This window comes from Salinicola lusitanus, assembly GCF_003206045.1.
Classification (GTDB): Bacteria; Pseudomonadota; Gammaproteobacteria; order Pseudomonadales; family Halomonadaceae; genus Salinicola; species Salinicola lusitanus.
The window spans coordinates 766,095-791,256 of the sequence record NZ_PZJM01000004.1 but is presented as its reverse complement, the minus strand read 5'-3'; the positions used below and the strand labels follow the sequence as shown (position 1 = coordinate 791,256).

15 protein-coding genes are annotated in these 25,162 nt (G+C 66.7%); 7 read left to right on the top strand and 8 right to left on the bottom strand.

Annotation, left to right across the window (positions count from 1 at the left end):
* Window positions 1-119 precede the first annotated feature (119 nt).
* The gene (gene galE, locus DOM45_RS10910) at window positions 120-1,100 is read left to right on the top strand and encodes a UDP-glucose 4-epimerase GalE (RefSeq protein ID WP_110600499.1); all 981 of its coding nucleotides are present in this window, start codon (window positions 120-122) and stop codon (window positions 1,098-1,100) included.
* An 18-nt stretch (window positions 1,101-1,118) separates the two neighbouring features.
* Here galE and DOM45_RS10905 read toward each other — a convergent pair whose 3' ends face one another.
* Entirely contained in the window at window positions 1,119-2,642 is a 1,524-nt protein-coding gene (locus DOM45_RS10905; RefSeq protein ID WP_110600338.1) for an autotransporter outer membrane beta-barrel domain-containing protein, read from the bottom strand.
* Window positions 2,643-2,809: 167 nt separating this feature from the next.
* Window positions 2,810-3,826, bottom strand: a complete 1,017-nt coding sequence (locus DOM45_RS10900; RefSeq protein WP_110600335.1) for an L-idonate 5-dehydrogenase — start codon at window positions 3,824-3,826, stop codon at window positions 2,810-2,812.
* 158 nt (window positions 3,827-3,984) lie between these two features.
* Between DOM45_RS10900 and DOM45_RS10895 the strand changes: the two genes are divergently transcribed.
* The 6 genes from DOM45_RS10895 to DOM45_RS10870 are packed head-to-tail and all read left to right on the top strand — an operon-like array spanning window position 3,985 to window position 9,717.
* Window positions 3,985-5,037: a D-2-hydroxyacid dehydrogenase gene (locus tag DOM45_RS10895; RefSeq protein ID WP_110600333.1), complete on the top strand. Its 1,053-nt coding sequence runs from the start codon at window positions 3,985-3,987 to the stop codon at window positions 5,035-5,037.
* Window positions 5,037-5,828, top strand: coding sequence for an IclR family transcriptional regulator (locus DOM45_RS10890; protein ID WP_110600331.1), 792 nt, complete (start codon window positions 5,037-5,039; stop codon window positions 5,826-5,828). The genes DOM45_RS10895 and DOM45_RS10890 overlap by 1 nt, the downstream gene beginning before the upstream one ends.
* Before the next feature lie 12 nt (window positions 5,829-5,840).
* Window positions 5,841-6,803 (top strand): NAD(P)-dependent oxidoreductase, encoded by a 963-nt coding sequence (locus DOM45_RS10885; RefSeq protein WP_110600329.1) that lies wholly within the window; start codon window positions 5,841-5,843, stop codon window positions 6,801-6,803.
* A 30-nt stretch (window positions 6,804-6,833) separates the two neighbouring features.
* Complete coding sequence (locus DOM45_RS10880) at window positions 6,834-7,403, top strand: TRAP transporter small permease (RefSeq protein ID WP_110600327.1); 570 nt, start codon at window positions 6,834-6,836, stop codon at window positions 7,401-7,403.
* Window positions 7,400-8,680: a TRAP transporter large permease gene (locus DOM45_RS10875; RefSeq protein ID WP_110600325.1), complete on the top strand. Its 1,281-nt coding sequence runs from the start codon at window positions 7,400-7,402 to the stop codon at window positions 8,678-8,680. The genes DOM45_RS10880 and DOM45_RS10875 overlap by 4 nt, the downstream gene beginning before the upstream one ends.
* 44 nt (window positions 8,681-8,724) lie before the next feature.
* Window positions 8,725-9,717: a DctP family TRAP transporter solute-binding subunit gene (locus tag DOM45_RS10870; protein WP_110600323.1), complete on the top strand. Its 993-nt coding sequence runs from the start codon at window positions 8,725-8,727 to the stop codon at window positions 9,715-9,717.
* Window positions 9,718-9,819: 102 nt separating this feature from the next.
* Here DOM45_RS10870 and DOM45_RS10865 read toward each other — a convergent pair whose 3' ends face one another.
* The 6 genes from DOM45_RS10865 to DOM45_RS10835 are packed head-to-tail and all read right to left on the bottom strand — an operon-like array spanning window position 9,820 to window position 24,518.
* Entirely contained in the window at window positions 9,820-11,142 is a 1,323-nt protein-coding gene (locus tag DOM45_RS10865) for an aminotransferase class I/II-fold pyridoxal phosphate-dependent enzyme (RefSeq protein ID WP_110600321.1), read from the bottom strand.
* Window positions 11,139-18,836 (bottom strand): type I polyketide synthase, encoded by a 7,698-nt coding sequence (locus DOM45_RS20310; protein ID WP_240612356.1) that lies wholly within the window; start codon window positions 18,834-18,836, stop codon window positions 11,139-11,141. The genes DOM45_RS10865 and DOM45_RS20310 overlap by 4 nt, the downstream gene beginning before the upstream one ends.
* 37 nt (window positions 18,837-18,873) lie before the next feature.
* A complete protein-coding gene (locus DOM45_RS10850; protein WP_110600319.1) occupies window positions 18,874-20,433 on the bottom strand; it encodes an LTA synthase family protein in 1,560 nt (519 codons plus the stop codon).
* Window positions 20,430-21,212, bottom strand: coding sequence for an SDR family NAD(P)-dependent oxidoreductase (locus tag DOM45_RS10845; protein WP_110600317.1), 783 nt, complete (start codon window positions 21,210-21,212; stop codon window positions 20,430-20,432). Before DOM45_RS10845 ends, DOM45_RS10850 begins: the two co-directional genes overlap by 4 nt.
* Window positions 21,209-22,456 carry a capsule biosynthesis protein gene (locus DOM45_RS10840; protein WP_110600315.1) on the bottom strand — a complete coding sequence of 416 codons (1,248 nt, stop codon included), beginning with the start codon at window positions 22,454-22,456 and terminating at the stop codon, window positions 21,209-21,211. The genes DOM45_RS10845 and DOM45_RS10840 overlap by 4 nt, the downstream gene beginning before the upstream one ends.
* A 1-nt stretch (window position 22,457) precedes the next feature.
* A complete protein-coding gene (locus DOM45_RS10835) occupies window positions 22,458-24,518 on the bottom strand; it encodes a capsular polysaccharide biosynthesis protein (RefSeq protein WP_110600313.1) in 2,061 nt (686 codons plus the stop codon).
* Window positions 24,519-25,162 lie beyond the last annotated feature (644 nt).

Genomic DNA, 25,162 nt, shown 5'->3' with positions numbered 1-25,162 from the left:
TTGTCGCCGACATTGAGGGGATCGAGCCATGGTGCGGTAAGATGACGCTTTTGCGTCGCGTCGATGACAATGGCGGCTCTGGCCTCCACCTGGGCGCGCGTTCCGTGGTGAGATTCGTGATGAAAAAGCTACTCGTGACGGGCGGTTGTGGTTACATCGGTTCGCATATGGTCGCCAGCCTGCAGCGTGCCGGGCACGATGTCGTGGTGCTGGACGATCTTTCCAGCGGCTGGCGGGAGAGCAGTGGCGGGGCGACGACCTGCATCGGCGATGTCGGCGACCGGGCGCTGCTGGATGAGCTGTTTCGCCAGCACGCCTTCGACGGCGTGCTCCATTTCGCCTCGCTGATCGAGGTCGGCGAGTCGGTCGACAATCCGGCGATCTACTATCGCACCAATGTCGCCAAGACCTTGACCTTGCTCGAGGCGATGATCGAGCACGGTGTCGGAGTATTGGTGTTTTCGTCGACGGCGGCGGTCTTCGGCGAGCCATGCCGGCCGCTGATCGACGAGTCCCATCCCACCCAGCCGCTCAACCCCTATGGCGCCAGCAAGTTGATGATCGAACGTGTGCTGGCGGATTTCGAGCTGGCGCACGGTCTGCGCTCGGTATCGCTGCGCTACTTCAACGCCGCGGGCGCGAGCCCGGATGGCACGATCGGCGAGCGCCACGACCCCGAGACCCACCTGGTGCCGTTGGCGCTGCAGACGGCGATGGGCGTGCGGCCGGCGTTGAAGGTGTTCGGCCGCGACTATCCGACCGGGGATGGCACCTGTATCCGCGACTACGTCCATGTCTGCGACCTAGCCGACGCCCACTTGCTGGCGCTGGAGTACCTGTTCGAGGGCCAGCCGACGGCGCGATTCAACCTGGGGAGCGGCCACGGGTTCAGCGTCCAGGAAGTCCTCGACAGTGTCGAGCGGGTGACCGGCCGCCGCGTGCCGTTCACCGATGCGCCGCGCCGGGCGGGCGACCCGGCAAGACTGGTGGCCGATGCCGGCGCGGCGAAGGCGACATTGGGATGGCGCCCCCGCTACGCGGATCTCGATACGATCGTCCAGCACGCCTGGGCCTGGGAGCAGAAACGCGCCTTGCTGTGAGCGTCACGCCCCCAGGGTTCAGAACCGATAGGCCAGGGTTGCCTGGATCTTGCGGTACTCGGTGTCGCTGTCGCCGACCACGGTCAGCCCGGAGATGTCGAAGTCCAGGTTGTGACCCAGCGAATGAGAGGCGCCGACGCGCAGTTCATTGCGGTTCTTGTCGTCGCCCTCGATCAGGTTGACCTGGCTGTCCACCGCGGCGGTGATGTTGTGGTAGCGGATCGCGCTGGCGTAAAGCTGGCCGGCGGGCAGCTCGTAGCTGAACTTCAGGCCGCCGAAGACCTCGCCCAGCTCGATACCGTAGTTGCTCTCGGTGCCCAGGTAGGCGCCGCGCAGCTTGTCGTTCAGATAGGCGCCGCCGGCAGTGATGCCGAGGTGCGCCCGCTGCCATGGCGGCAGGAAGTAGGTCGTCGAACCCCGCGCGCCCCAGCGCTCGCCATCCAGTTCGAGATCCCCCGCCAGATAGCGGTTGCGACTGCTGCCATCGAGATCCTGATAAAGCCCTATCGCATCCAGCGTCAGGCTGCCCCAGTCGCGGCTGTCGAACGAGACGGCGGCGTAGGGCGCGATGACGTTCCCGCCCAGATCCACCTTGGCAGCGTTGCCGTGGGTGGTGATATCGATCTCGCTGTGTCCGGCCGCCAGGCCGATCAACCCCCTGCCATAGGCGTGTCGGAAACGCTTGTCGACGCCGACGAAAGCGGCCTTGCCGTGGCCATCGTAGCCGGTGGTGTCGGCATGGCCGGCCAGGTCGCTGGCTTCGGATGCGACCCATAGACTGACGCCGTTGGCTCCCGCGCCGTGGCCGTCGACGGCAACGCGGCTCCCGCTCGCGAATCCGGGCTGCATCGCGGCATCGATCTGGCTGGCGATCAGGCCGAAATTCTGCGCCATGGCCTGTTTCTGGGCACCGCGCAGGGCCATGTCGGTATCGAGCATGCCCACTTGGGAAGCGATCTTGAGCAGTGCCGAACTGGACAGGCTGTTGAAGGAGGCGCCGTCCACCAGCACGTTGCCTTTCGCATCGGTCAGCGTGATCGGGGTGGAGCCCTTGAAGTTGGAAAGCGTGGTCCCTTCCGGCAGTGTCAGCGTGATCGGCTGGCCGTTGAGCGTGGCGTCGAAGGTGTTGCCGTCGTCGGCGCCATCCAGCGCGCCTTGCCAGCTCAGGGTGACTGGCCGGGTCTCGACCACGCTGGAGATGGAGAAGGTGGTTGGCTCGCCGCTGTCGTCGTAGGCGTCTTCGAGGCTGGTCGACGCCGTCGAGAAGTTCACCGGGTTACCGTCGACGACGAAGGTGGCGTCGTCGGTGCCGACCAGCTTCGAGAGCGGAGTGGTGCCGTCCGGCGAGGTCACGGTGACTTCCCGGCCGTCGCTCAATGTCAGCGTCGCCTGGGTATTGGAGGCCGCTGCGCCCCCGGTCTCGATGTCCGGCAGGGCCTGTCCTATCTGGATCAGGTCGGCGAAATCGAAGCCATCGGCCTGGGCGGTTTGGCAGATCAGGCCGATGGCGCTACCCAGCAGCCATCCTTTGGCATTGTTCATGGTTTTCCTTGTCGTCCGCGGGCGTTAGCGATTCTGGTGCTACGAGATTTCAGCTTAAGGAACGAGGCGCCAAAGACAAGGTTTTGCTGATATAGGATGAGCAACTGGTAAGGGGTTATAGGCAACCATCTGGTTGCCTTTCTCTTTTTATAAGCTCGAAAGAGGCATTAATCCTGCGGCCAGAGCCGGATCAGGACCTTGCCCGAGGCCTGGGCGTCCTTGGCGATGGTGAACGCCGCGACGGCGTCGTCGGCTTGCATCTCGTGGGTGATGACCCGGTCGAAACGCGCGTCGCTGGCGAGCAGGGCGATGGCGTCGTCGACCTCGTCGTTGAACCGGAAGCAGCCCCGCAGTTGGATCTCCTTGGAGATCAGCAGTGCCAGCTCCAGCGGTTGCGGGCCGGCGCCCATCATCCCGATCTGCGCGATCACCCCGGCGCGGCGTACCGCCCGGATGGCGGTGTCGATCGAGGCCGGCGCGCCGGAGCACTCCAGCGCGACATCGAAGGACTCAGGCTCCGGGGGCTGCTCGCCGACCCGCAGCGTGTGATGCACTCCCAGCGCTCGCGCCCGCTCCAGCGGCCCCTCGTGGAGGTCGGTCGCGGTCACCTCGTGGGCCCCCTTGGCCAGCGCCGCGGCCGCGACCAGCAGCCCGATCGGCCCGGCGCCGCACACCAGTACGCGCTTGCCCTCGACCCCGCCGGCCACGTTGATGCCGTGCAGGGCCACCGCCAGCGGTTCGGCCAGCGCGGCTCGCCTGAGCGGCAGGCCCGCCGGCAGTAGCCGGATCATCTCCCGTTTCATCACCAGGTATTCGCTCATGCCACCCTGGGTGTGCGGGGTGGTGGAGGCGGAACCCAGGTAGCCGCCGTTCGGCCACAGGTGCGGTTGCCCCTCGAGTCCCGGCCGGCACTCGCCAAAGGTGGCCGGATGGAAGGTGACCGGCGTACCCGGCGCCAGCTCCCCCGAGGGATCGAGATCGACGGTGCCCGACAGTTCATGGCCGGGGATCAGCGGTTCGCGCACCACGAACGCCCCGTTGGCGCCTTCATGGTAGTAGTGCAGGTCCGAACCGCAGATCCCGCCCCAGGCGATGCGCACGCGCACCTCATCTTGGCGTGGCTGGGGCGTTTCCCACTCCTGACTGCGCAGGTCCTGCTTCCCATGGATGACCAGGGCTTTCATGACGCTACCTCCATCGATGCTTCAGACCAATGTACCAGTTGCCCGGCGTCTACTCGCGACCAAAGACGTGCTTACGATCCCAGAATACCACTGTACATTCTGCTGAACGACGTTCAGCTCATTGGACGATAGTGGGGTTTTGGAGAGGCGGACGGTTCATGAACGAGGGCAAGCTGCGGGTAGCGATCGCCACACCGCTGAGCGAGGAACTGTGCGAATGGATCGAGGCCCGCGAGCCTCGCCTCGCGCTCATGCGGGATCAGTCGCTACTGCCGCCCATGCGCCATCCGGCGGACTTTGGCGGCGATCCCGCTTTCCGGCGTACGCCGGAGCAGGAAGCCCGCTTCGACGCGCTGCTCGCCGATGCCGAGGTGCTCTACGGCATACCCGATGTCGACCCAGCCCGGTTGGCCCGTGCCGTCGACGCCAACCCGGCGCTGCGCTGGGTGCACGTCATGGCGGCTGGCGGTGGCGGCCAGGTGAAGGCGGCAAATCTGTCCACCGAGCAGTTGGCACGGGTCTGCTTTACCACGTCCGCCGGGGTCCACGGCGGGCCGCTGGCGGAGTACGCCGTGTTCGGGGTGCTGGCCGGCGCCAAGCAACTGCCGCGGATTCTTGACCAGCAGCGCGCCCACCACTGGAGCGGACGCTGGATGATGGGGCAGGTCAGCGAACAGCGCGTGCTGCTGCTGGGGCTGGGCGGTATCGGTCGCGAGGTGGCACGCAAGCTGTCGCTGCTCGGCGCGCACGTGATGGGCGTCTCGCGCCACCAGCGCCCTGTCGAGCATGTCGACGAGATCATCTCCCCCGACCGGCTGCATGAGGCGGCGGCCCGTGCCGATGCGGTGGTGAGTTCGCTGCCCGGCACGGCCGCCACGCTGGGCATGGTGGACGATGCCTTGCTGGCGGCGATGAAGCCCGGCGTGACCCTCGTCAACGTCGGACGCGGCACGGTGATCGACGAACCGGCGCTGATCCGCGCGCTGGAGCGCGGCCAGGTGGGGCTGGCGGTGCTCGACGTCACCGCCGTGGAGCCGCTGGCGTCCGATTCGCCGCTGTGGGATCTGCCCAATGTCCTGCTGACGCCGCATACCGCGGCGCTGAGCGAGGCGGAGGACCGCCTCATCGCCGAGCTGTTCGTCGACAACGCGCGTCGCTATCTCGATGGTGAGCCGCTGGTCAACCGTGTCGATACCGTGGAGTTCTACTGATGGCGGGCGAGGGCGAGCGAACGCCGGCGGTGAGCCGGGCGATCCGGGTGCTGGCGCTGCTGGAGAAGTCCGGCGGCAACCCGCAGGGCGTCAGCGAGATGGCGCGCCAGCTCTCGGTCGCCCGTTCGTCGCTGTTCAATATCTGCCTGACGCTGGAAGCGGACGGGCTGATCGCCCGTAGCGGCAATGGCTACCGGTTGGGGCGGCGGCTGGTGGAACTGGGCGGCGCCTATCTCCGCACCGACGACCCGGTCCAGGCGTTCTACCAGGCCTGCAACGAGACCCCGCTGCTGCATGACGAGATCTGCCAGCTGGCGGTGCTCGACGGGACCGAGGTGCTTTACCTCGCCGCCCACGCCGGGCGCATGCCGCTGCGCATGACCGCCAGTATCGGCAGTCGCTTTCCCGCCTCGATCACGGCGGTGGGCAACGCGCTGCTGGCAAGACTCGACGACGACGAGCTTCGCCGCCGCTTTCACGATCCCGCCACGCGTCCCGGCTGGACCGACCGCTCGGTGACCGATCTCGACGCCCTGGTGGAGAAGATCCGCGCGGTGCGCAGCCGTGGCTACGGTCGCGACGTGGGCGAGGTCTTCCCGGGCGTGCGCGGGCTGGCGGTGACGGTCGCGCCCCAGTACAGCGGCGAACAGGCCTACGCCCTGGGGACGTCGCTGATGCAGGAGCGCTGCGACGACGACATCGAGATGCGGGCGGTGGAAGCGCTCCAGGCGATGGCGGAGCGTATTGCCAATCCCATGAACCTTGCCGCCGATGGCGGCGGTCGCGACTAGGAGAACGATGCCATGGCGACGTTCGAGGAGAGTTCCGGATCCGATGCCGATCCTGGCGCCGACAGCCCGTGCCGGGTGGGCATGATCGGGCTTGGCAGCATGGGCATGCCGATGGCCCGCAACCTGCTGGCAGCGGGCGTCGCCGCCCAGGTCAGCGTTCACGGTCGCTCGCGGGAGCGGACCCGGCCGGCCCTGGATGCCGGCGCCGAATGGTGCGACAGCCCTCGGGAGCTGGCGGCTGCCAGCGACGTGATCATCACCGTGCTGCCCGATCTGCCGCAGCTGCGGGCGTTGCTCGAAGGCGAGGAGGGCCTGCTGGCGGGGCTCTCCGGGCCGCTGCTGCTGGTGATCTGCTCGACCTCCTCGCCGGCTGGCGTCCGCGAGCTGGCCGCCGAACTCGAGTCGCGCACCGATGGTCGGGTCCGGCTGCTCGATGCGCCGCTCTCGGGCGGTGCCGATGGTGCCGAGGCGGGCACGCTCTCGGTCATGGTCGGGGGCGACGAAGCGGCCTTCGCGGTGGCCCGGCCACTGTTGGCGACTTTCGGCACGCCGACGCTGTTGGGTCCGCTGGGGGCCGGCGAAGTGGCCAAGGCGTGCAACCAGATGGTGGTCGCTTCGACCATGGTGGCGCTGGCGGAGGCCACGGTGATCGCCGAGCGCGCCGGGCTCGATCTGGCCAAGCTGCTCGACTGCCTCGGGGGCGGCTATGCCGGTGGACGCTTTCTGGCGTCGCGACGCCAGCGCCTGATCGACAAGGATTACACCCCATCCGGCCTGGCCCGCTACATGATCAAGGATCTCGGCTTCGCGACCGACGAGGCGGCACGGGGTGGGGTGGTGGCGCCTCAGCTGACCACCCTGGCGGCGCTCTACGAGGATCTGGGCCGGCGCGGCTTCGGCGACGAGGATATTACCGTGACACAGCGCTATATCGCCGAGCTCGATCGTCTGCCCGATGGCGGGCAGGCGCGATGACAGGCTGACCCGAGAGGGCGGGAGGCAACCATGACGGCGGTTCGGACTTTCTGGCGCGGAATCGAGTGGGCCATCGCCGCGCTGATGGCGGCAATGATGATCCTGGTGTTCGTCAACGTGGTGTTGCGCTACGGGTTCGCTTCCGGGCTGCGCCCCGGCATCGAGCTGTCGCGGCTGGGGTTCGTCTGGATCGTCATGCTGGGGGCTTCGCTCTGCCTGAAGGAGGGCGAGCACCTGGCGGTCGGCGAGCTGTTCGATCGCCTGCCGCGCCCCGTACGCCTGGTCCTTGGCCGGCTGCTGTGGCTGGTGATCCTGATCGCCTCGCTCATGCTGCTGATCGGTTGCTGGCGCCAGACGCTGGCCAACTGGCACAACATCTCGCCGCTCACCGGCCTGCCCACAGGGCTCTTCTATCTCGCTGGCGTCGTCTCCGGCGCGCTGATGAGCGTGACCGCGACGCTCGGGCTGCTGCGCCCGGGGTACTCGGAGGCGCCCGGCGTCGGGGCTAACGGTGCGATAGCGCCGGGTATCGAGGACGCGCCAAGCGCGATGTCGGGCGAAGCGTCGCCGCGCAGCCGTGACCAGGAGACCAGGCCATGACCCTTGCGCTGTTTCTGGCGGTGCTGATCGGCGCCATCCTGCTGCGCCTGCCGGTGGCCTTTGCCCTGTTGGCGGCGGCAGGGGCGCTGATGCTGCAGATGGGCATGTTCAGCGCCGACATCGTCTCCCAGTCGCTGGTCAATGGCGTCGACAATTTTGCCCTCTTGGCCATTCCGTTCTTCATGGTGGCCGGCGAAGTGATGGCCGTGGGTGGCCTGTCGGATCGTATCGTGCGCCTGGCGATGGCGCTGGTGGGGCACTGGCGCGGCGGACTGGGCTATGTGGCCATCATTACCTCGCTGCTGCTGGCCGGGCTTTCCGGTTCGGCGGTGGCGGACGCAGCGGCGCTGGTCAGCATCCTCTATCCGATGATGCGCAAGAGCGGCTATCCCGCCTCCCGCTCGGTGGGGCTGCTCGCCGCCGGCGGCATCATCGCGCCGGTGATTCCGCCCTCGTTGCCGCTGATCATCCTGGGGGTGGCGGGCAACCTGTCCATCGCCAAGCTGTTCATCGGCGGGATCGTGCCGGGGCTCTTCATGGGCCTGGCGCTGATGATCACCTGGCGTTTCATGATGCGTAAATCGGACCTCGAGCCGCAGCCGAAAGCCTCCCGCGGCGAGCGGTTGAAGGCTCTGCGCGATAGTGTCTGGGCGCTGCTGCTGCCGGTGATCATCATCGTCGGGATTCGTTTCGGAGTCTTCACGCCCACCGAGGCGGCCGTGGTGGCGGCGGTCTACGCCATTGCCGTCTCCGCCGTGGTCTATCGCGAGCTGGACGCGCGCAAGCTGCTGGCGGTGCTGATTCGTGCCGGGCGCTCGACCGCCCTGGTGATGTTTCTGGTCGGCGCGGCGATGGTCGCTTCCTGGGTGATCACCATCGCCCAGTTGCCGCAGCAGCTCGCCGGCCTGCTGGGGCCGCTGGCGGACGATCCGAAGCTGCTGATGGCGGCGATCATGGTAGTGGTGCTGCTGGTGGGCATGGTGATGGATCTGGCGCCCGCCATCCTGATCCTGGTGCCGCTGTTCATGCCGCTAGTGAAGGCGGCGGGCATCGATCCGATCTACTTCGGCCTGATGTTCGTCATCAACTGCTGCATCGGGTTGATCACGCCGCCGGTGGGCACGGTACTCAACGTGGTGTGCGGCGTGGGTAATACGACCATGACCAACGCCGTGCGCGGCGTCTATCCCTTCGTTCTGGTCTATATCGGTCTGCTGGCGCTGTTCGTGCTGGTGCCTCAGATCATCACGGTGCCGATGCATTGGCTGATCGGCTAGCGCCTGAAGGCGTGAAAGCGCAAAACAAGGCAAGGAGAGGTGTCATGAACAAGATCATCAAGGCAACCACCGCCACGCTGTTCGGGCTGGCGCTCGTGTCGAGTTCCGCCATGGCCGCGACGACGCTGCGTTTCGCGCATCCGGCGCCGCAGAGCGATCTGCAGCAGACCCTGGCGGAGAAATTCAAAGAAGAGGTGGAGAGCGCCAGCAATGGCGAGCTGAAGGTGCAGATTTTTCCCAACGGCCAGTTGGGCAACGACTCGCAGATGATCGACGGCACTCGCTCGGGCATCATCGACATCACGCTTTCGGGGCTCAACAACTTCACCGGGCTGGTGCCCGAGGCTGCCGCCTTCACGTTGCCATTCATGTTCTCCGACCACCAGGCCGCCTTCAACGCCCTCGATGGCGAACCGGGGGATCGTGTCATGAGCGAACTCGAGAGCGCCGGCCTCAAGGGCCTGGCGTTTCCCGAGAACGGTTTCCGGGAGATGACCAACAACCGGGGGCCGATCCGCGAGCCCGGCGATCTGCAAGGGCTGCGCATGCGGGTCAACAACTCCATCGTGCTCAACAACATGTTCGAGCTGCTCGGCGCCAACCCGCAGCAGATCCAGGTCAATGAACTCTACACCGCCATGGAGACCGGGGTAGTCGACGCCCAGGATCACCCGCTGGGTATCGTGGTGTCGTTCAACTTCGACGAGGTGCAGAAGTATCTGTCGATGACCAATCACGCCTATGCGGCGCTGCTGCTGGCGATGAACAAGAATCGCTTCGACAGCCTGACGCCGGAGCAGCAGCAGATCGTGCAGAAGGCCGCCGACGACGCCACCGCGATGCAGCGGCAGATGAACATCGATCAGGCCGAGCAGATGATCTCGCAACTCGAGGCCGATGGCATGGAGGTCAATCGCGACGTCGACACCGAGGCGTTCCAGAAAGCGGTACAGCCAGTCTGGCAGGGCTTCATCGATGAATACGGCGAGGATCTGATCGACAGCATTCAAACGGCTGCGGGGCAACAGCAGGACTGAACGGTAGCGCGGGGCCGGATAGCTCCCAACACGCGAACGGCCTTGTCACCCGTGAGGTGGCAAGGCCGTGTCTTGTCGCCTTGAAGAAGGGGTGGGCGTACGCTAGCTGGCCCGCGCCTTCCACTCCGTTTCCAGTACGTCGAGGGTCTGGTCGATCTGTTCGCGGGTATGGTCGCAGTTGAGGAAGAACCGTAGCCTCGCGCTCTTCTCGGGCACCGCCGGATGCAGGATCGGCTGCACGTTGATGTCGTGCTGGAGCAGGGCATCGGACAGGCCGGCGGCGAGCACGGAGCTGCCGACGATGATCGGCACGACGGCGACGCCGATGCTCTCGCCGATGTCGAAGCCCTTGAGCCTGGCCTGCTCGAGGAAGTAGCGCGAGATGTCATGCAGGCGTTTCAGCCGTTCGGGTTCGTCCTTCATCACCTGGAGCGCGGCGAGGGATGGCCCGGCCACCTGCGCCGGCATCCCCACGCTGTAGAGGAAACCGGGCGCGAAGTAGCGCAGCATCTCCACCAGCTCGCGGCAGCCGGCGATGTAGCCACCGCAGCCGGAGAGGGTCTTGGAGAGCGTGCCCATCCAGATGTCGACATCGGTGGGCGCCACGTCGCAGTACTCCCGCAGCCCCAGCCCCCGATCGCCCATCACCGCGAAGGAGTGGGCCTCGTCCACCATCAGCCAGGCCTGGTGGCGCTGCTTGATCTCGACGAAGCGCTTCAGGTCCGGGGCATCGCCATCCATGCTGTAGAGCCCTTCGATCACCACGATCACACGCTCGAACTGGCGACGATGGCGTGCCAGCAGGGTCTCGAGCGCCACCGGATCGTTGTGCGCGAAGCTCATCCGCCGCGCGCCGGAAAGCTGCGCGCCGACCACGGTGCTGTTGTGGATGTACTCGTCGTGGAGGAGGAGATCCTTGGGGCCGAGCAGGTAGCCCAGCGTCGAGACGTTGGTGGCGTGGCCGCTGACGAAGGCCACGGCGGCCTCGACTTCGTAGGTCTCGGCGATCGCCCGCTCCAGTTCATGGTGGATCGGGCGCTCGCCGGAGACCGGACGGCTGGCGGAGACCGAGCTACCGTAGCGCTCCAGGGCGTCGATACCGGCCTGGATCACCCGGGGGTGGTGTGCCAGCCCCAGGTAGTTGTAGCTGGCGAAATTGATGCACTCCCGCCCGCCGATCACCGTGGTCGCGCCGGCGGTGCTCTCGTGGACCTTGAAGAATGGATCGGGGATGCCCAGCCGCTTGCCGCCCTCGCGCATCATCTTGAGCTGCTGGTAGCCCGGGTGACGGTCGAAGCGGGTAAAGCGCTCGTCGACGCTGGTGGCGGCGGGCCTGGGGGCGGTGTCCCCCTCCGGGCGCTGCTGGCGGCGCTGGCGCGCTTCCTGCAGCAGGCGCTGCTTGAGGGCGTCGCGGGGCTGGCTCATGATCGGCCCCCGTCGCCTTCGCCCCGGGATCCGCCACCGTTCTGCAACGCATCGACGCCGTGCTGGGCGGCAAGGCCGCTGAGCGCGTCTTCGTCGCTGTCGGTCTCGGTATCGTCACCACGCAGCTTGAGCATCAGGTAGTCGCAGAGCTTGGCCAGCGTGCCGGCCTCGCTGAGCACCATCACCGGTACCTGGATGCCCAGGCGAGCTTCCAGGGCGGTGACGAGCTCGACACCCATCAGCGAGTCGAACCCCATGTCGTAGACGGATTTGTGGATATCGATCTTCTCCTCGTCGATCAGCAGGATCTTGGCGAGCTCCTTGCTGAGGACTTCGATCAGGGTCGTATAAAGGGCTTCCGGGGAGAGGCTGGCCAGCAGCTGCTGCAGGTCATCGTCGCCTTCCTGACCGCCGTCGTCCTCGGCAGTACGAGCGATTTCCCGATAGCGCGGCGCTTCCGCCGTTGGCAGGAAACGGGCCAGCGCTCGCCAGTCGAGCTCCAGCACGCCGAGGGAGGCCACGTCGGCCACCAGCATGCGCTCGAGCACGGCCAGCGCGTCGCTGGAGGTCAACGCCTGGCCGCCGAGGCGCTCCTGCAGGCTGTCGCGGGTCTGGGTGTTGCGCGCCAGGAAGCCGACATCCTCGATCGCGCCCCAGCGCACCACCGTCGCCGGTCGCCCGTTGGCGCGGCGGTTGGCGGTGAAGGCCTCCAGCCAGTGGTTGGCGGCCACGTAGCTGGCCTGCCCGGGATTGCCGAACAGGGTGGTGGCCGAGGAGTAGACGACGAAGAAGTCGAGCGGGTCGTTCGCCGTCAGCGAGTCCAGGTGCCGGGCGCCCTCGAGCTTCGGCGCCATCGCCTGGCGGATGCGCGATTCGTCGAGGTTACGGATCAGGCCGTCGTCGATGACCGTGGCGGCATGGACGATGCCGCGGATCGGGCCGAGCTCCTGCCGCGCTTCCTCCAGCACTTTCTCGAGCGCCGCACTGTCGGTCACGTCGCAGGCGCGGGCGGCGACCGTGACGCCGAGCGCTTCCAGCCGCTCGATGCCGGCCTTGGCCTCCTCGGTGACCGCACCGCGACGGCTCAATAGCAGCAGCCGGCGTGCGCCCTTGGCGGCCAGCCACTCGGCGGTGGCGAGGCCGAAGCCGCCGAGCCCGCCGGTCACCACGTAGCTGCCCGTTGCGTCCAGGGTCAACGGAACGTCCCTGGCGGGCGCGGGCGCCATGGTCGGCGGTCGTTCGTAGGTGACGACGACCTTGCCGATCTGGCGGGCCTGCTGCATGTAGCGGAAGGCCTCGACCACGCGATCGCTGCCGAACGCGATGTAGGGCAGCGGCGCGAGCGTGCCGTCGGCGAACAGGGTCATCATTTCGCTGAACAGCTCGCCGGTGAGGTCGGGCAGTTCGCTCATGAGCTGGTCGGAGTCGACCCCGAAGTAGCTCAGGTTGTTACGGAACGGGCGCAGGCCGACCTTGGTGTTCTCGTAGAAGTCGCGCTTGCCGAGTTCGATGAAGCGGCCGAACGGCTTGAGTACCCGCAGGTTCTGGTTGATCGCCTCGCCGGCCAGCGAGTTGAGGACCACGTCGACGCCGTCGATGCCGAGGCGCTGTCCGTTGCTGCCATCCCCTGAGGCCTGACGTTCGGCCGCGTTGTCATGAAGAATCTCCTCGGCGAAGGTCAGGCTGCGCGAGTCGTAGATGCGGTCGACGCCCATCAGGCGCAGGAAGTCCTGCTTCTCCGGCGAGCCGACGGTGGCGTAGATCTCCGCGCCCAGCCAGCGACCGACCTGGATCGCCGCCAGGCCGACGCCGCCGGCGGCGCCGTGGATCAGCAGCCGCTCGCCGGGCTGCACGCGGGCCAGGTGCTTGAGCGAGTAGTAGACGGTGAAGAAGGTGGTCGGGATCGTTGCCGCGGCGGCATAGCCGATCTCGGCGGGGATCGGCGCCACTGCGTTGACGTCGGCGATCAGCCGGTCGCTGAAGCTCGCCGGGCCGAAGCCGACCACGGCATCGCCTGGACGCAGCGACCCGTTCGGATCGCCGACGCTGACGACTTCCCCGGCAAACTCCAGGCCCAGGGTCGGTCCGGCGAAGCCGTTCTCGATCGCCTCGTCGGAGAGCAGGCCGAGCGCATACATCACGTCGCGGAAGTTGAGGCCGGTGGCCTTGACCGCGATCTCGACCTGGCCGGGCTGCGGCGCGGGAAGGTCGTGGGGCTGCCAGCGCAGATGACGCAGTTGCCCCGGCAGCTCGAAGCCCAGGCTGACGGCGCGATCATGCTCGGGCTGCGTCTCGCTGGTGCCGGTACCCGGTGCCGGCGCCAGGCCGAGACGGGGAACCCAGCGCTGGCCGTCGGCATCGAGCACGATCTCGGTTTCCGCATCCGGCACGCTCAGTTCGAACAGCAGCGCATCCAGCAGCTCGCTCGACAGCGAGTCGCGGCTCGACAGCGGCAGGTCCAGTAGCCGGACCTGGCGGCTACCGGCCTCGTTCTGCAGCGACCGGCCGAAGCCCCAAAGCGCTGCGTCTTCGGGCAGCTTGGACCGATGCGCTGCATCTTCGGGCAGCCTGGACCGTTGCGCTGCGTCTTCGGGCAGCCTGGACTGCCCGGACGCGTCAGATCGCGAGGCCGGGTCGGTAGCGGCCCCGGGCAGTGAGATCGAGTTGACTGCGGCCCCGGGCAGTGAGAGCGAATTGGCTGTGGCCCCGGACAGCGTAGAAAAGTGCGCGCCCACGCCGAGCGTGAGCCACCACAGGGCGGCGTCGCATTCCGCCGACTCCAGCGTCTGAAGCCATTGGGCGGCCAGCACGCAGCGATCCTCGGCCGCGTTGGCCAGGCCGCGCAGGTCGACGATCTGGGTCGGTGTAAAGGACTCCAGCGCCAGCGGCAGCAGTTCCCGGGGCGCCAGCTCGCTGCCGGCCAGGTGATGGACGGCCTGGCCCAGGGTCTGGAAGCGGCTGACGAGCTTCGCAGCCAGCCACTGGGCGTTGTCGTCGCTGATCACCAGCCACTGGGCCTCATCATCAGCCGAGTCGTCGCGGTCGCCGCCGGACTCCGCCGCTGCGGTGGTGGCGGGCAGCGGGGCCTGGGCGGTCAGCAACTGCAGGCCGCCCTGGTCGTTCTCCAGCGTGTGGCGCTCGAGCTGACGGTAGCCCAGTGTCTCCAGGCGTTGTCGGGTCGTCTCGAGATCGGCGGGGCGTGACTCGGTCGTCACCGCCAGTGACAGGAACGACTGCCAGTCGGTGTCGCCCAGCGCCAGCAGCGCGATCTGGGCGTCGTCCGCCAGTTGTCCCGGCAACCACTGCAGCAGCGCATCGATCTCGTCCTGGGTACCATCCAGCGTGACCAGCGCGACATTGGCACCGATCGCGGGGATAGCGGCGTCAACCGTCAGCAGCTCGACCCGGGGGTCGTGTTCCGCCAGCGACTCGGCTTCATTCAGTGCGCTGTCGCGCAGGGCGACGAAGCGATACTCGGCGCGGTCGCCGCTCAATCCGCCCATCAGTCGCTCGCCGAGCTGCGGGCGCAGCGCCGAGGCTTCGAGCATCACCAGCCGCTGGTGGGGCGGCAGCAGCTCGAGCGACATGGCGTACTGGGCCAGCCAGGTATCTGCCAAGGCGTGCCAGCCGCGCTCGCCGACGGCGGTCTGCACCAGCCGCGTCAGGCGGGGGGCATCCAGACCCAGCGAGGCGACGTCGAGACGCGCTTCGAGCCAGTCCGTCAGGTGCAGGCCGAAGCGACCGATGCTGTGAGTCAGCGCGGCGTAGTCCGGATAGTCCCGGATCAGCAGGTTCCAGACCGTCGCCGCGTCGATCTCCGGCGCTTCCTGTAGCTGCCAGCCAGCCGGTGTTTCGGTCACGATGCCGATGGCAAGCGCCAGTTCGACCAGCGCCTGGCGGCGCTGGCGGACGTCGTTCGCGCCGGCGTCGAAGTGACCCGCCAGCAGCTGCCCGTCGCCGTCGGCGTGGCTGCGCAGTGCCTCGTCGAGAAACGCCGAGACCAGGGTTTCCAGCAGCGGCTCCACCTCGTCACCGTAGCGGCTGTCGGTGACGCTGCGATAGTTGTCGACCAGTTGCGCCAGGGCCAGCTCGGCGGTGGTCTCGTCCAGCGGCAGCATGGCCGCTTCGCGGGGTGCCGGAACCAGGCGGTGGTCGAGATAGCTGAGTCGATGCTGCACCGTGTGGCGCAGGCGGGCCGCCTTGAAGCGAGCGCCTTCGACCACGGCCACGGCGTTGCCGTTGGCATCGAACAGGGCCACGTCGGCGCAAAGTGAATGCGGTGCGCGGCTGGTAAGGCGTACTTCCATCCAGGCCGGCGGCGCGGCATCGACCCGTAGCTGCAGCCGTTCGAGGCGCACCGGCACGAAGGCCAGTCCGCCCGCCTTGGCGAGCTCGTCGGCCAACAGCGGAATGAACAGCTGGAAGGCGCTGTCGAGGATGCCCGGGGCCAGCAGGCAGTCGCGCTGGTCCTCGGCAATGGCGGCGGGCAGGTCGATGCGACCCAGCGCCCGGTCGTCTTCGATCCAGACTTCGCTGATCGCCTGGAAGCCCGGCCCGTACTCGAGCCCGACATGAGCGGCCATCGCCAGATGCTGCTCGCGAGTGAAGTCCGCCGCCCGGTCGGGCAGCGGCGAGCCACGTCGCGTCAGCAGCAGACCGCGGGTCTGCGCGGTGATCCGGGCGCGGGCGTTGAGCGTCCAGGCGTCTTCGCTGGCCGGCTCGCGACTCTTCATGGTCAAGGTGCCGTCGGCATCCTGGATCTCCAGCTGCAGCTTCTTGCCGTGGGCGGCGTCGAGCAGCAGCGGACCGAGAATTTCCAGCGCCTCGATATCGAGCACCGGCGATGCCTTGGCCGCCGCTGCGGCGGCCAGTGCCAGTTCGGCAAAGCCCGCCCCCGGAAAGACGGTGGCGTCGCCGACGCGGTGATCGGCCAGCCAGGGCAGGCGGCGGGTATCGAGCTGGCTCTCCCACGCCATCCCCTGGCGGGCCAGGCGATAACCCAGCAGCGGGTGTTCGTAGTGGCGTCCCATCAGGCCCTGGGAGTCGCCGGTGGTCTTGACCCAGTACCGTTCGCGCTGCCATGGATAACGCGGCAGGTCGACGAAGCGGCCGGTCACCGGGAACCACGCCTCGGCCGAGACGGCACCGCTGACCAGCAACGCCGCGAGGCTGGCTTCCATGGCGGTGGCGTCGTCGTGATCGCGACTCAACGTGGGGATGACGCTGCCGGTGACCGACTGTGCGGAGAGGGCGTCGCTCAGGTAGCGGCGCAGGATCGGCTGGGGGCCGATCTCGACGAAGGCGCGCGCGCCTGCTTCGATCAAGGCATCCACCGCCGGCGCGAACTGCACCGGTTCGCGGATGTTGAGCCACCAGTACTCGGCGCCCAGTTCACGGCCGTCCAGCGACTTGCCGGCCACGGTCGAGATGAACGGTATCCGGGCGGCGGAAGGCTTCAGGTGCGAGAGGGCGTCGATGACCTCGTCGCGGATCGGGTCCATGGCCGGGCTGTGGAAGGCGTAGTCCAGCGCCAGGCGCTTGGCGAAGATCCGCTCGGCGGAAAGCGCCGCTTCCAGGCGTTCCAGCGCCGCCGCCGGGCCTGCCAGGGTGACGCCCTTGGGACCGTTGACGCCAGCGATGACGATCTCCGCGTGAGCCGGGTCCTCCAGCCAGCGCTGCATGGCTTCGGCGCCGAGGCCGACGGCGGTCATTTCGCCACTGCCACGGGTGCGGCCCTGGCCGGCACTGCGGTAGTAGATGACGCTGACGGCGTCGGCCAGGCTGAGCGCCCCGCAGGCCCAGGCCGCGGCGACTTCACCCACGCTGTGGCCGGTGACGGCGGCGGGGCGCACGCCCTCGGATTCGAGCAGCCGGGTCACGCCGACCTGCAGCGCGAACAGCGCGGGCTGGGCGATCTCGGTGAGGGCCAGGCGATCGATCCCTTCCGCCGCTGCCTGCTGGTTGGTGCCATCGAGTTCGGCCCGCAGCGAGAAGTCGGCGTGCTTCGCGAACAGGGCGTCGACCTCGTCGACGGCGGCAGCGAAGACCGGGGACTCCTGCAGCAGGGTGCGACCCATCGCCGTCCACTGGCAGCCGTTGCCGTCGTAGACGAACACCGGCCCGTAGCCGGTATCGACGCGCTCGCCGAGGGCGGCGCCGGGCACGCTTTCGGCGGCGGCCAGAGCGTCCAGGCGGGTGATCGCGTCGGCGGCGCTGTCGCTCAGCAGCACCGCGGCGTGATGATGCCGCTCGCGGCGGAAGACCAGGCTGTAGGCGGCGTCATAGAGCGAGACGTCGCCAGCCGTGAGGTTGTCGCTGAGGCGTGCGGCGAACTCGCGCAGCGCTTCCGGGCTACGCGCGCTCAGGCAGAGCGGCAGTCGCCGCGTGGGCGTCTCGACGCTTTCTGCCGGAGGCGTTTCCAGCGGCGACTGCAGGATGACGTGGGCGTTGGCGCCGCCGAAGCCGAAGGAGTTGATACCGATGGTGAGTTGACCCTCGGCCTTCAGCTTGCGCGGCTGGTCGACGATGTCGAGGTTCCAGCCCTTCAGGTCGATGCGCGGATTGACCTTGCGAATGCCGATGGTGGCAGGCACCTCGCGCTCGCGCAGCGCATAGAGCGCCTTGGCCAGCCCGGCGATGCCGGAAGCGGTTTCCAGGTGGCCGAGGTTGCTCTTGACCGAGCCGATCGGCAGCGGCGTCTGGCGCAGCTGACCGATCGCCGCGCCGATGGCGCGGGTCTCCAGCGGGTCACCGACGGCGGTACCGGTGCCGTGGGCCTCGAGGTAGTCGAGATCGTCCGGGGTGAGGCCGGCCCGATCCAGGGTCTGGGTCATCAATGCGACCTGGGCGTCGGGGTTGGGCACCGTCAGGCCCTTCTTGAAACCGTCGGTGTTGACGCCACTGCCGGCGACGACCGCCAGGATGCGGTCGCCATCCTCGACCGCCTTGTCGTAATCCTTGAGCAGGAAGACCCCGCCACCCTCGGAGCGCACGTAACCGTCGCCGGATTCGTCGAATACCTGGCAGCGTCCGGTGGGCGAGAGCATGCTCGCCTTGGAGAAGATGATGAAGCCGAACGGGTGCAGGTGGAGGCTGATGCCGCCGGCCAGCGCGATATCGGTCTCGCCGCTGCGGATCGACTGGCACGCCTGGTGGAAGGCGACCAGCGAGGAGGAGCAGGCGGTATCCATCGACATGCTCGGGCCATGCAGGTCGAACACGTAGGAGATGCGGTTCGAGGCGATGCTCGAGGTATTGCCGGTCGCCGTCGAGGTGTCGATTGCCGACATGTCGTCGGCCATGCGGTAGGAGTAGTCGAGGCTGGCGATGCCGAGGAACACGCCACACTGGCTGCCGCGCAGTGTCTGCGGCGGGATGCCGGCGTCTTCCATGGCTTCCCAGGTCATCTCCAGCAGGAGCCGCTGCTGCGGGTCCATCTGGGCGGCTTCCCGCGGCGAGATGCCGAAGAAGGCGGCGTCGAAGCCGGAGATGTCGCCGAGACTGCCGGCGGCGAAGGTGTAGCTGGTGCCGGGGTGCTGCTTGTCCGGGTGGCGATAGGCTTCCAGGCCCCAACGGTCGTCTGCGACCGTGGTGACGAGGTCTTCGCCGGTCTTGAGCGCTTGCCAGAAACGTTGTGATGTCGGTGCGCTCGGGAACCGGTGAGCCGCGCCGATGATGGCAACGCGTTTGGTCATTGGGACTCCTTGCTTCGTAGCACGGGCTACGCCTTTCTCAATTCGCACCGCGCTTTCCAGCGTGGTCGATAATCCTGTCGTAGATTGTTGTTCCCAGCTTATCGGCTGGGAGCGTCATCCGCACGTTATCCCCCGAACGGGGCGCGGTCCGCCAGATGAAATAGTTCGTGAAACCATCCGGCTCGCCGTGCCGTGCGTAGACTTTCGGCATGATCGGCACGTGATCTCCGTAGAAACCCAGAATCCCGGGTCGTCCGCCCTGGTCGAGAGAGTCCCTGAGTCGCTCCAGCATACTATCGGTGTTGCGTAGATGCCTCAGATAAACCGTCAGCTCTTCGCAACCGTCGGTAACGCCGCCCTCGACCCAGCGTTCGGCGACGGCCGGATCCGCGGTCTCCAGGTGGAGCGGGCCGTGATTCTCCATGCTGATCACGAAAATGAACAGCGGTTTCTCATCGGCCTCCGCCAGCCGCGTTCGCACCCGTTCCGCCAGTGCCAGATCGCCGGTGTACTGGCCGTCGCGCTCGGCGATGTCGAAGTCGGCGATATCCACGAAGGTATCGAAGCCCAGGTTGGGATAGACCCGGTCACGCAGATAGAAGCTGGCGGGGTAGGGGTGGATGCAGACCGTCCGGTAGCCCAGCCGCTTGAGCGCGCCGGCCAAATTGTTGACCGGCAGCTTCGATAGCTGGTGGTAGGGATTGAAGCGATGGACACCCAGCCGGGACGGCGTGAATCCCGTCAGTACCGCGCACTCGGTGCGCACGGTGTTGGCGCCCCAGGCGGGCACGTCGAAACGGCCGGCCTGCACCGCCTCGGCCACGAGCGCGTCGTAGCTGCCCAGCAGCTCGCGGCGAATGGCCGGGTGCCAGTCGCGGGGGTCGAAGAACGATTCGCTCTGGACCAGCACCACGTTCGGCAGCGTGGTGGGATCGAGCTCTCCCGGGTCGAGATCGGCCGGCAGGGCGAAGGCGCCATCGTTCTCCTGGCGATCGATGGGCAGCCGGGTCAGGCGGCCATAGGCCCATAGATAGGGGTAGAGGCCGAGCCGGACCAGGTCGTCGTTGGGCTCCAGCGTGCAGGCGGGTAGCCGGGGCAACTGCCAGACCAGCGTGGCCGTGGCTGCGGCGACCAGCACCAGCGTGCCCAGCAGCGACCACGGGGCGTCGGCATGGCCGTAGAGCGAAGGCTCCAGCCAGAAGCCGATGGCGATGGCGATGGCGCCGGCCAGGCTGGCCGCGATGGTCAGGCCGATGCCGAAGAAGGGGATGTAGAGCCGGGGGTGGCGAACCGCATCGACGAAGTATTCGAAGTCCTGACACAGGAAAGGCTCGCGCAGGGAGGTCGACTTGGTGTTGTTGACCTGGATGATCACCATCTGCAGCGAGGCGGCGATCACCAGCGCGAACCAGGGGCGCTGTACCACCAGCAGCCAGAACGCGAAATGGAGCGTGGCAGTGGCCAGGTGGACGGCCACTGCCGCCGGTGCCCGCTGCCACAACGGCTGCGGACGCGGTTTGAGCAGCAGTTCGAACAGGCTGGTGACGACCAGCGACGCCACCGCGGCCCAGAACCCGTTCCAGAATCCATGACTCATCGCTTGGCTCCGTGGTCCGGGTCGATGTGGTAGCCGAACCATTTGACCAGGCGCTGCGAGATCGCGGCCGGCAGCACGGCCAGCCACCAGCAGCCGAAGTCGAGCGGAAACGGGAAGCTGATTCGGGCGCGATCCTTCTCGATGCCCCGGGAGATGACCCGGGCGGCACGCTCGGGTTGCCACAAGAACGGCTTGGGACCGGGCATCTCGTGACACATCTTCGAGCTGACATAGCCCGGCATGACGACGGTGACGCCGACGCCGTGAGGTGCCAGCCAGCCGCGAAGTGCCTCCCCGTAGGCTTTCACCCCGGCCTTGCTGGCGCTGTAGCTCGGAGTGACCGGCAGGCCGTGATAGGCGGCGAGCGAACTCATCAGTACCAGCTGGCCGCGGCCGGCCGCACGCATGCGCTTGCCGAGGAAGTTGCCCATCGCCATCGGTACGCGCAGGTTGATCTCCAGCAGGCGACTGGCGTCTTCCCACTGCTCGCCGCTACCGTCTTCGCCGATGTTGATGTTGATGCCGGCGTTGATGATGACGATCTCCGGCGGCGCGGGATCGCACAGCGACGCCAGCCACGCGAACAGCGCCTCGTCGTCGCCCAGGTCGACGCGACTGCATTCGACCTTGGCCCCGGCGCCGCGACAGTCGGCGGCCAGCGACTCGAGCACCTCGTGCTGGCGGCCATGCAGCACCAGCCGGTTGCCGGGCCTGGCATAGCCGGCGGCGAGCGCCTGGCCGATGGCGCCGGTGGCACCGGTAATGACGATTCGGGTCATGATGCGATCTCATCCATGAGTTGTTGCAGCGGAGAGCGTTCTCGCTGCAGCGCGTGCAGGGCGTTCTCCGAGGCTAGCTCGATCCCTGGGCGGCAGTAAAACCCGCCATTGATCTGGACCGTCTGGGCGACGGTTCGTCGATAGGCCCGAAAGAGCTCCGCTTCCGGGGCGGGCGTATTGTGCCAGAAATCGTCCAGCGTGCCCTGATGCGTCAACCCCGCCATGTCGTAGATCGGCGAGGCCAGGGTGTGGGTCGGACAGCCGAAGCCCAGCGAGACGTTGCCGGCAGTGCTGTTGACCGTGACCAGGCCGCTGGCGTGCTTGAGCAGTGCCTCGAGGCTTCCTCCCTCGAGATAGACCAGGCGGTCGGCCAGGTCGTACTCGTGGGACAGCACCTTGATCAGCCGCGCGTACTGGGCGAGGCCCATGTCGAGCGGATGGTTCTTGATCACCAGCAGGGCATCTCGCGGTGCATGGTAGGCAAAGGAGGCGGCGACCTTCCCGATCACCTCCTGCATGTTCTTGTAGTCCGAGTGGTAGCGGATCTGGGCATCGCTCTTCAACTGCAGTGGCAGCAGATAGAACGGACGCCCGGAGGCCATCAGCGCGTTGACTCGCTGCTCGTCCCGGCGCTTCAGGTAGGGCATGCGGACCTTGCGCAGCAGGAAGCCGGCGTACTCCACCGGGGCGGTCACCAGGGCGTGGTTACGGTAGTGGGGATGCAGGAACGGGTTGGCGACGCCGGCCAGGTGGTAGAGCACGTCGTGGCGTGCCCGCATGTGGAACTGGTTGGGGAAGGACTGGGGGCGGCCGGCGCTGGGCAAGCGCTTGCCGGCCTCGCGATACCAGTCGGGGTCCCGGGGCAACAGGGAGTGCGCATTCACGCCCTCGCGCTCCAGCGTCACCCAGTAGGGCCGAAAGTAGCCCTCCTCGAACACGTGGTTGCGAATGCCTCGGCGCCTGGCGGCGAGGATGGCGCGACGGTGGACGGGGCGGCGGTCGCCGAAGACGACCTGATCGGTGATCTCGTGGCGGTCCCAGATACCGGAGAGGTATTCGGGAATGTCCTTGGCCTGCCCGCGATAGGCGTAGGTATTCTTCTGACTCCAGTAGACGCTGTCGCCGACGGTGAAGTTGACCTTGACCACCGAGTGCCCGGCGTCCTGCAATCGCGCGCCGAGCCGGTCGAAAAAAGGTGAGCAGACACCCTGTAACAGAAGAAAGTGTTTGCGTGTCGTGCTCAAGTCATTGCCTTTTGGAAAACAGATTGCGGTATAGCCGGTAGAAGCGGACTCGAAGGGGCAATCCCGAGCGTTGGTCACGCTGCTGCTGCATCAGTTCGACGGCGGTATCGGCATTGCAGAACTCGCCGGTATCCGGATCGACATAGGTCGGATACAGCAGCAGCGCGCCGGCAATCAGGGCGTCGAGCGTTAGCCGACGCTGACGCCGCGGGGAGGATAACCGATCGTGGGTCAGTCCCCAACCGGCATAGAAAGGCAGACCGTAGGTATGCACCTCCACGCCGCGCATCAGACCTTCGAAGCCGGTCAACGAGCACATGGTGTGGATCTCGTCGGCCAGCTCGATCAGGTCGATGATGTCGCAGTCGACCAGTTCGAGGTCGTAGAGCGTCCGCGCCGTCTTGTCGAGCAGACCGACCCGGGCCCCCGAGACCACGTCCGGGTGTGGCTTGTAGATGACGAAGGCATCGGGACGGTTCTGCCTGACCGCCTCGAGTAGCGCCTGGTTGGTCTTGATCTCGGGGGAGCCATGGGCAATGGAGGCGTCGCTCTCGACCTGGCCGGGTACCAGCACCACCGGGCGCGCGCCGATCGCCTCCGTCGGCAGTGAAGGGCGCTTCTTGCCCTGGACATTGTATTTCGAGAGCTTGAGCTCGATGAGGCGCCGGCGCAGGCGGTCGGCGCGCGCCAACAGTTCCGGTTCGAAGTCCGTCCCGGCGAGCAGCCGCTCCAGATCGCTCTCGTGATGGGCATCGTAGTAGAGCCCCCGGGAGTCGAACGCCAGCGACAGGGGCCGGATCAGGTCGACCCCCAGCCCGACCGAGCGGACGAAACCGTCCTCCATCCGCCACAGGTCGAGGCCGTGCTGGCGACAGCGGGCCTTGAGCTCGTCGGTGGCCTTCTGCCCCCACACCACGAGGCTGTCGCGGCCCTCCAGCTCATGCGGCTGCGGGAGGTCGCTCTGGAGGAAGCGCACGCTGGAGGCCGGACCCAGGAAGTCGGTGATGAAGGCGCGCTTCCAGCTCGAGAAGCCCACGGCCACCCAGCGCCCGGCCAGGCGGTCCCGCTGACGTTTCTGGTCGGCGATCAGGTCGATGGTGGCTTCGAGTGTCGATGTCTTTCCGGTGTAGGGATTGGCATAGCGGCAGTAGCGCAGGTAGGCCGCGGCGAACAGTTCCAGCAGCGTGCGTGGGCGCTGGCGGCGTTCGCACTGCAGCGCGTCCCGGGTCAGCCCCCAGCCGGCATAGAACGGCATGCCGAAGCAGTGGACCGGCTTTTCCGCCATCAGTGCCTCGAATCCCAGTTGGCTGGTGACCACGTAGACCGCGTCGACGGCGTCGATCAACGACCACGGGTTGATATCGTCGCCGATCAGCCGGCAGCGCGGATGTGACGAGGCCTTGGTCAGGTAGCCCTGCTTGCGTCCGGCGATGACGTCCGGGTGGGTCTTGATCAGGATCTCGGCATCGGGGTGGTCGGAAATCGCGCTCTCCAGCATACGCTGGAACGAGCTGGCGTCGGCCATGCCATGGGTGATCGAGGCGTCATCGCGGGTCTGGTCGATGACCAGGACGCGAGGGCGGTCGGTGGGCGCGAGCGGGCGGTCCGGGGCGTGGTTGTACTTCGATAGGCGCAATCCCCGCAGGCGCTGCATGGCCCGGTCCGCGCGCGCCAGCTCATCCGAGCCGAAGGTGGCCTCGGCGAGAAGTGTCTCCAGGTCCGATGGCCGGGTCGCATCGTAGTAGATGCCGCTGTAGTCCACGACCAGGCTGTGGGGCTGGGAGTAGTTGACCCCCAGCCCCAACGAGCGCAGGAACCCATCCTCGATCGCGATGTAGGGCAGTCCCCGGCGGGTGGCCAGGCGACGCGCCTGTTTCGACGTCGGCTTCAAACCCCAGCCAAGAATGGCGTCGACGGGCTGACGGCTACCGGGCTTGAGGCGGATCTGGCGAGAATACTCCGGCAGCAGGCAGCGGATGATGTTCCAGCGGGCCAGGCCCTTGGAAAGATAACCGGCTACGCGATGGGAGGACGGTCGCAGGACTGTCGAATCGTTAGGCATGGGTCACAGAGAGCGGGTGCGGTCCGTCGAAGAAATGTCATGTCACTGCCCTGGGCGCTGGTCCGACACCACCGGCCCGAGTCCGGGGCGTGCAAGGCAGTCCGAGGCGCAGTGTAACGCATCCCGCGAGTCGGGGGCGCTTTTCAGCTGTATCGAATTGCTAAGCGCCGGGATTTTGCGTAAGCGAAGATCGACGTGGAAATATGGCAAATGTAAACGAACTTTTCTGCGGGAAAAGTCGATGGTTGAGGTATTAATAAAATCACACTTTCGGTTCTGTGCCCGAGGTATTTACTTCAGAAGTTTTCGAGTCGAAAGATGAGTGGGATGATCCATTTCGCGTTCAAGAAAGTAAAAAGCTCTCGTCGAGTCGAGGCGGTGGTGGCGCCATTAGCGACTGAACTTGACTTCGGAATACCATTTTTTTCTTTAAAAAAACAGTCTGTTGGCTTAAGTATTAGTCGTTCGTATTTTTGTGTGAATCTCTGATTTGTAACTTTATTTAGCATCCTTTCTAAACCCCGGTTTTGTCCTTTACAGGATTTTACCTGCCACCTTTTAAAGGTTTGACTTCGACCCCGTAACTGATCGAAAAAGAGTCTCGAAAACAATAACTGGAAGCGACGTTGCACAGGTCTCCAGTT

Bases quoted from the DNA above. Each gene is read 5' to 3' on its own strand.
- DOM45_RS10835 (WP_110600313.1), bottom strand. From the start codon at position 24,518: ATGCCTAACGATTCGACAGTCCTGCGACCGTCCTCCCATCGCGTAGCC.
- DOM45_RS10845 (WP_110600317.1), bottom strand. From the start codon at position 21,212: ATGACCCGAATCGTCATTACCGGTGCCACCGGCGCCATCGGCCAGGCG.
- DOM45_RS10900 (WP_110600335.1), bottom strand. From the start codon at position 3,826: ATGAAAGCCCTGGTCATCCATGGGAAGCAGGACCTGCGCAGTCAGGAG.
- galE (WP_110600499.1), top strand. From the start codon at position 120: ATGAAAAAGCTACTCGTGACGGGCGGTTGTGGTTACATCGGTTCGCAT.
- DOM45_RS20310 (WP_240612356.1), bottom strand. From the start codon at position 18,836: ATGACCAAACGCGTTGCCATCATCGGCGCGGCTCACCGGTTCCCGAGC.
- DOM45_RS10885 (WP_110600329.1), top strand. From the start codon at position 5,841: ATGGCGACGTTCGAGGAGAGTTCCGGATCCGATGCCGATCCTGGCGCC.
- DOM45_RS10865 (WP_110600321.1), bottom strand. From the start codon at position 11,142: ATGAGCCAGCCCCGCGACGCCCTCAAGCAGCGCCTGCTGCAGGAAGCG.
- DOM45_RS10905 (WP_110600338.1), bottom strand. From the start codon at position 2,642: ATGAACAATGCCAAAGGATGGCTGCTGGGTAGCGCCATCGGCCTGATC.
- DOM45_RS10870 (WP_110600323.1), top strand. From the start codon at position 8,725: ATGAACAAGATCATCAAGGCAACCACCGCCACGCTGTTCGGGCTGGCG.
- DOM45_RS10895 (WP_110600333.1), top strand. From the start codon at position 3,985: ATGAACGAGGGCAAGCTGCGGGTAGCGATCGCCACACCGCTGAGCGAG.
- DOM45_RS10875 (WP_110600325.1), top strand. From the start codon at position 7,400: ATGACCCTTGCGCTGTTTCTGGCGGTGCTGATCGGCGCCATCCTGCTG.
- DOM45_RS10880 (WP_110600327.1), top strand. From the start codon at position 6,834: ATGACGGCGGTTCGGACTTTCTGGCGCGGAATCGAGTGGGCCATCGCC.
- DOM45_RS10850 (WP_110600319.1), bottom strand. From the start codon at position 20,433: ATGAGTCATGGATTCTGGAACGGGTTCTGGGCCGCGGTGGCGTCGCTG.
- DOM45_RS10890 (WP_110600331.1), top strand. From the start codon at position 5,037: ATGGCGGGCGAGGGCGAGCGAACGCCGGCGGTGAGCCGGGCGATCCGG.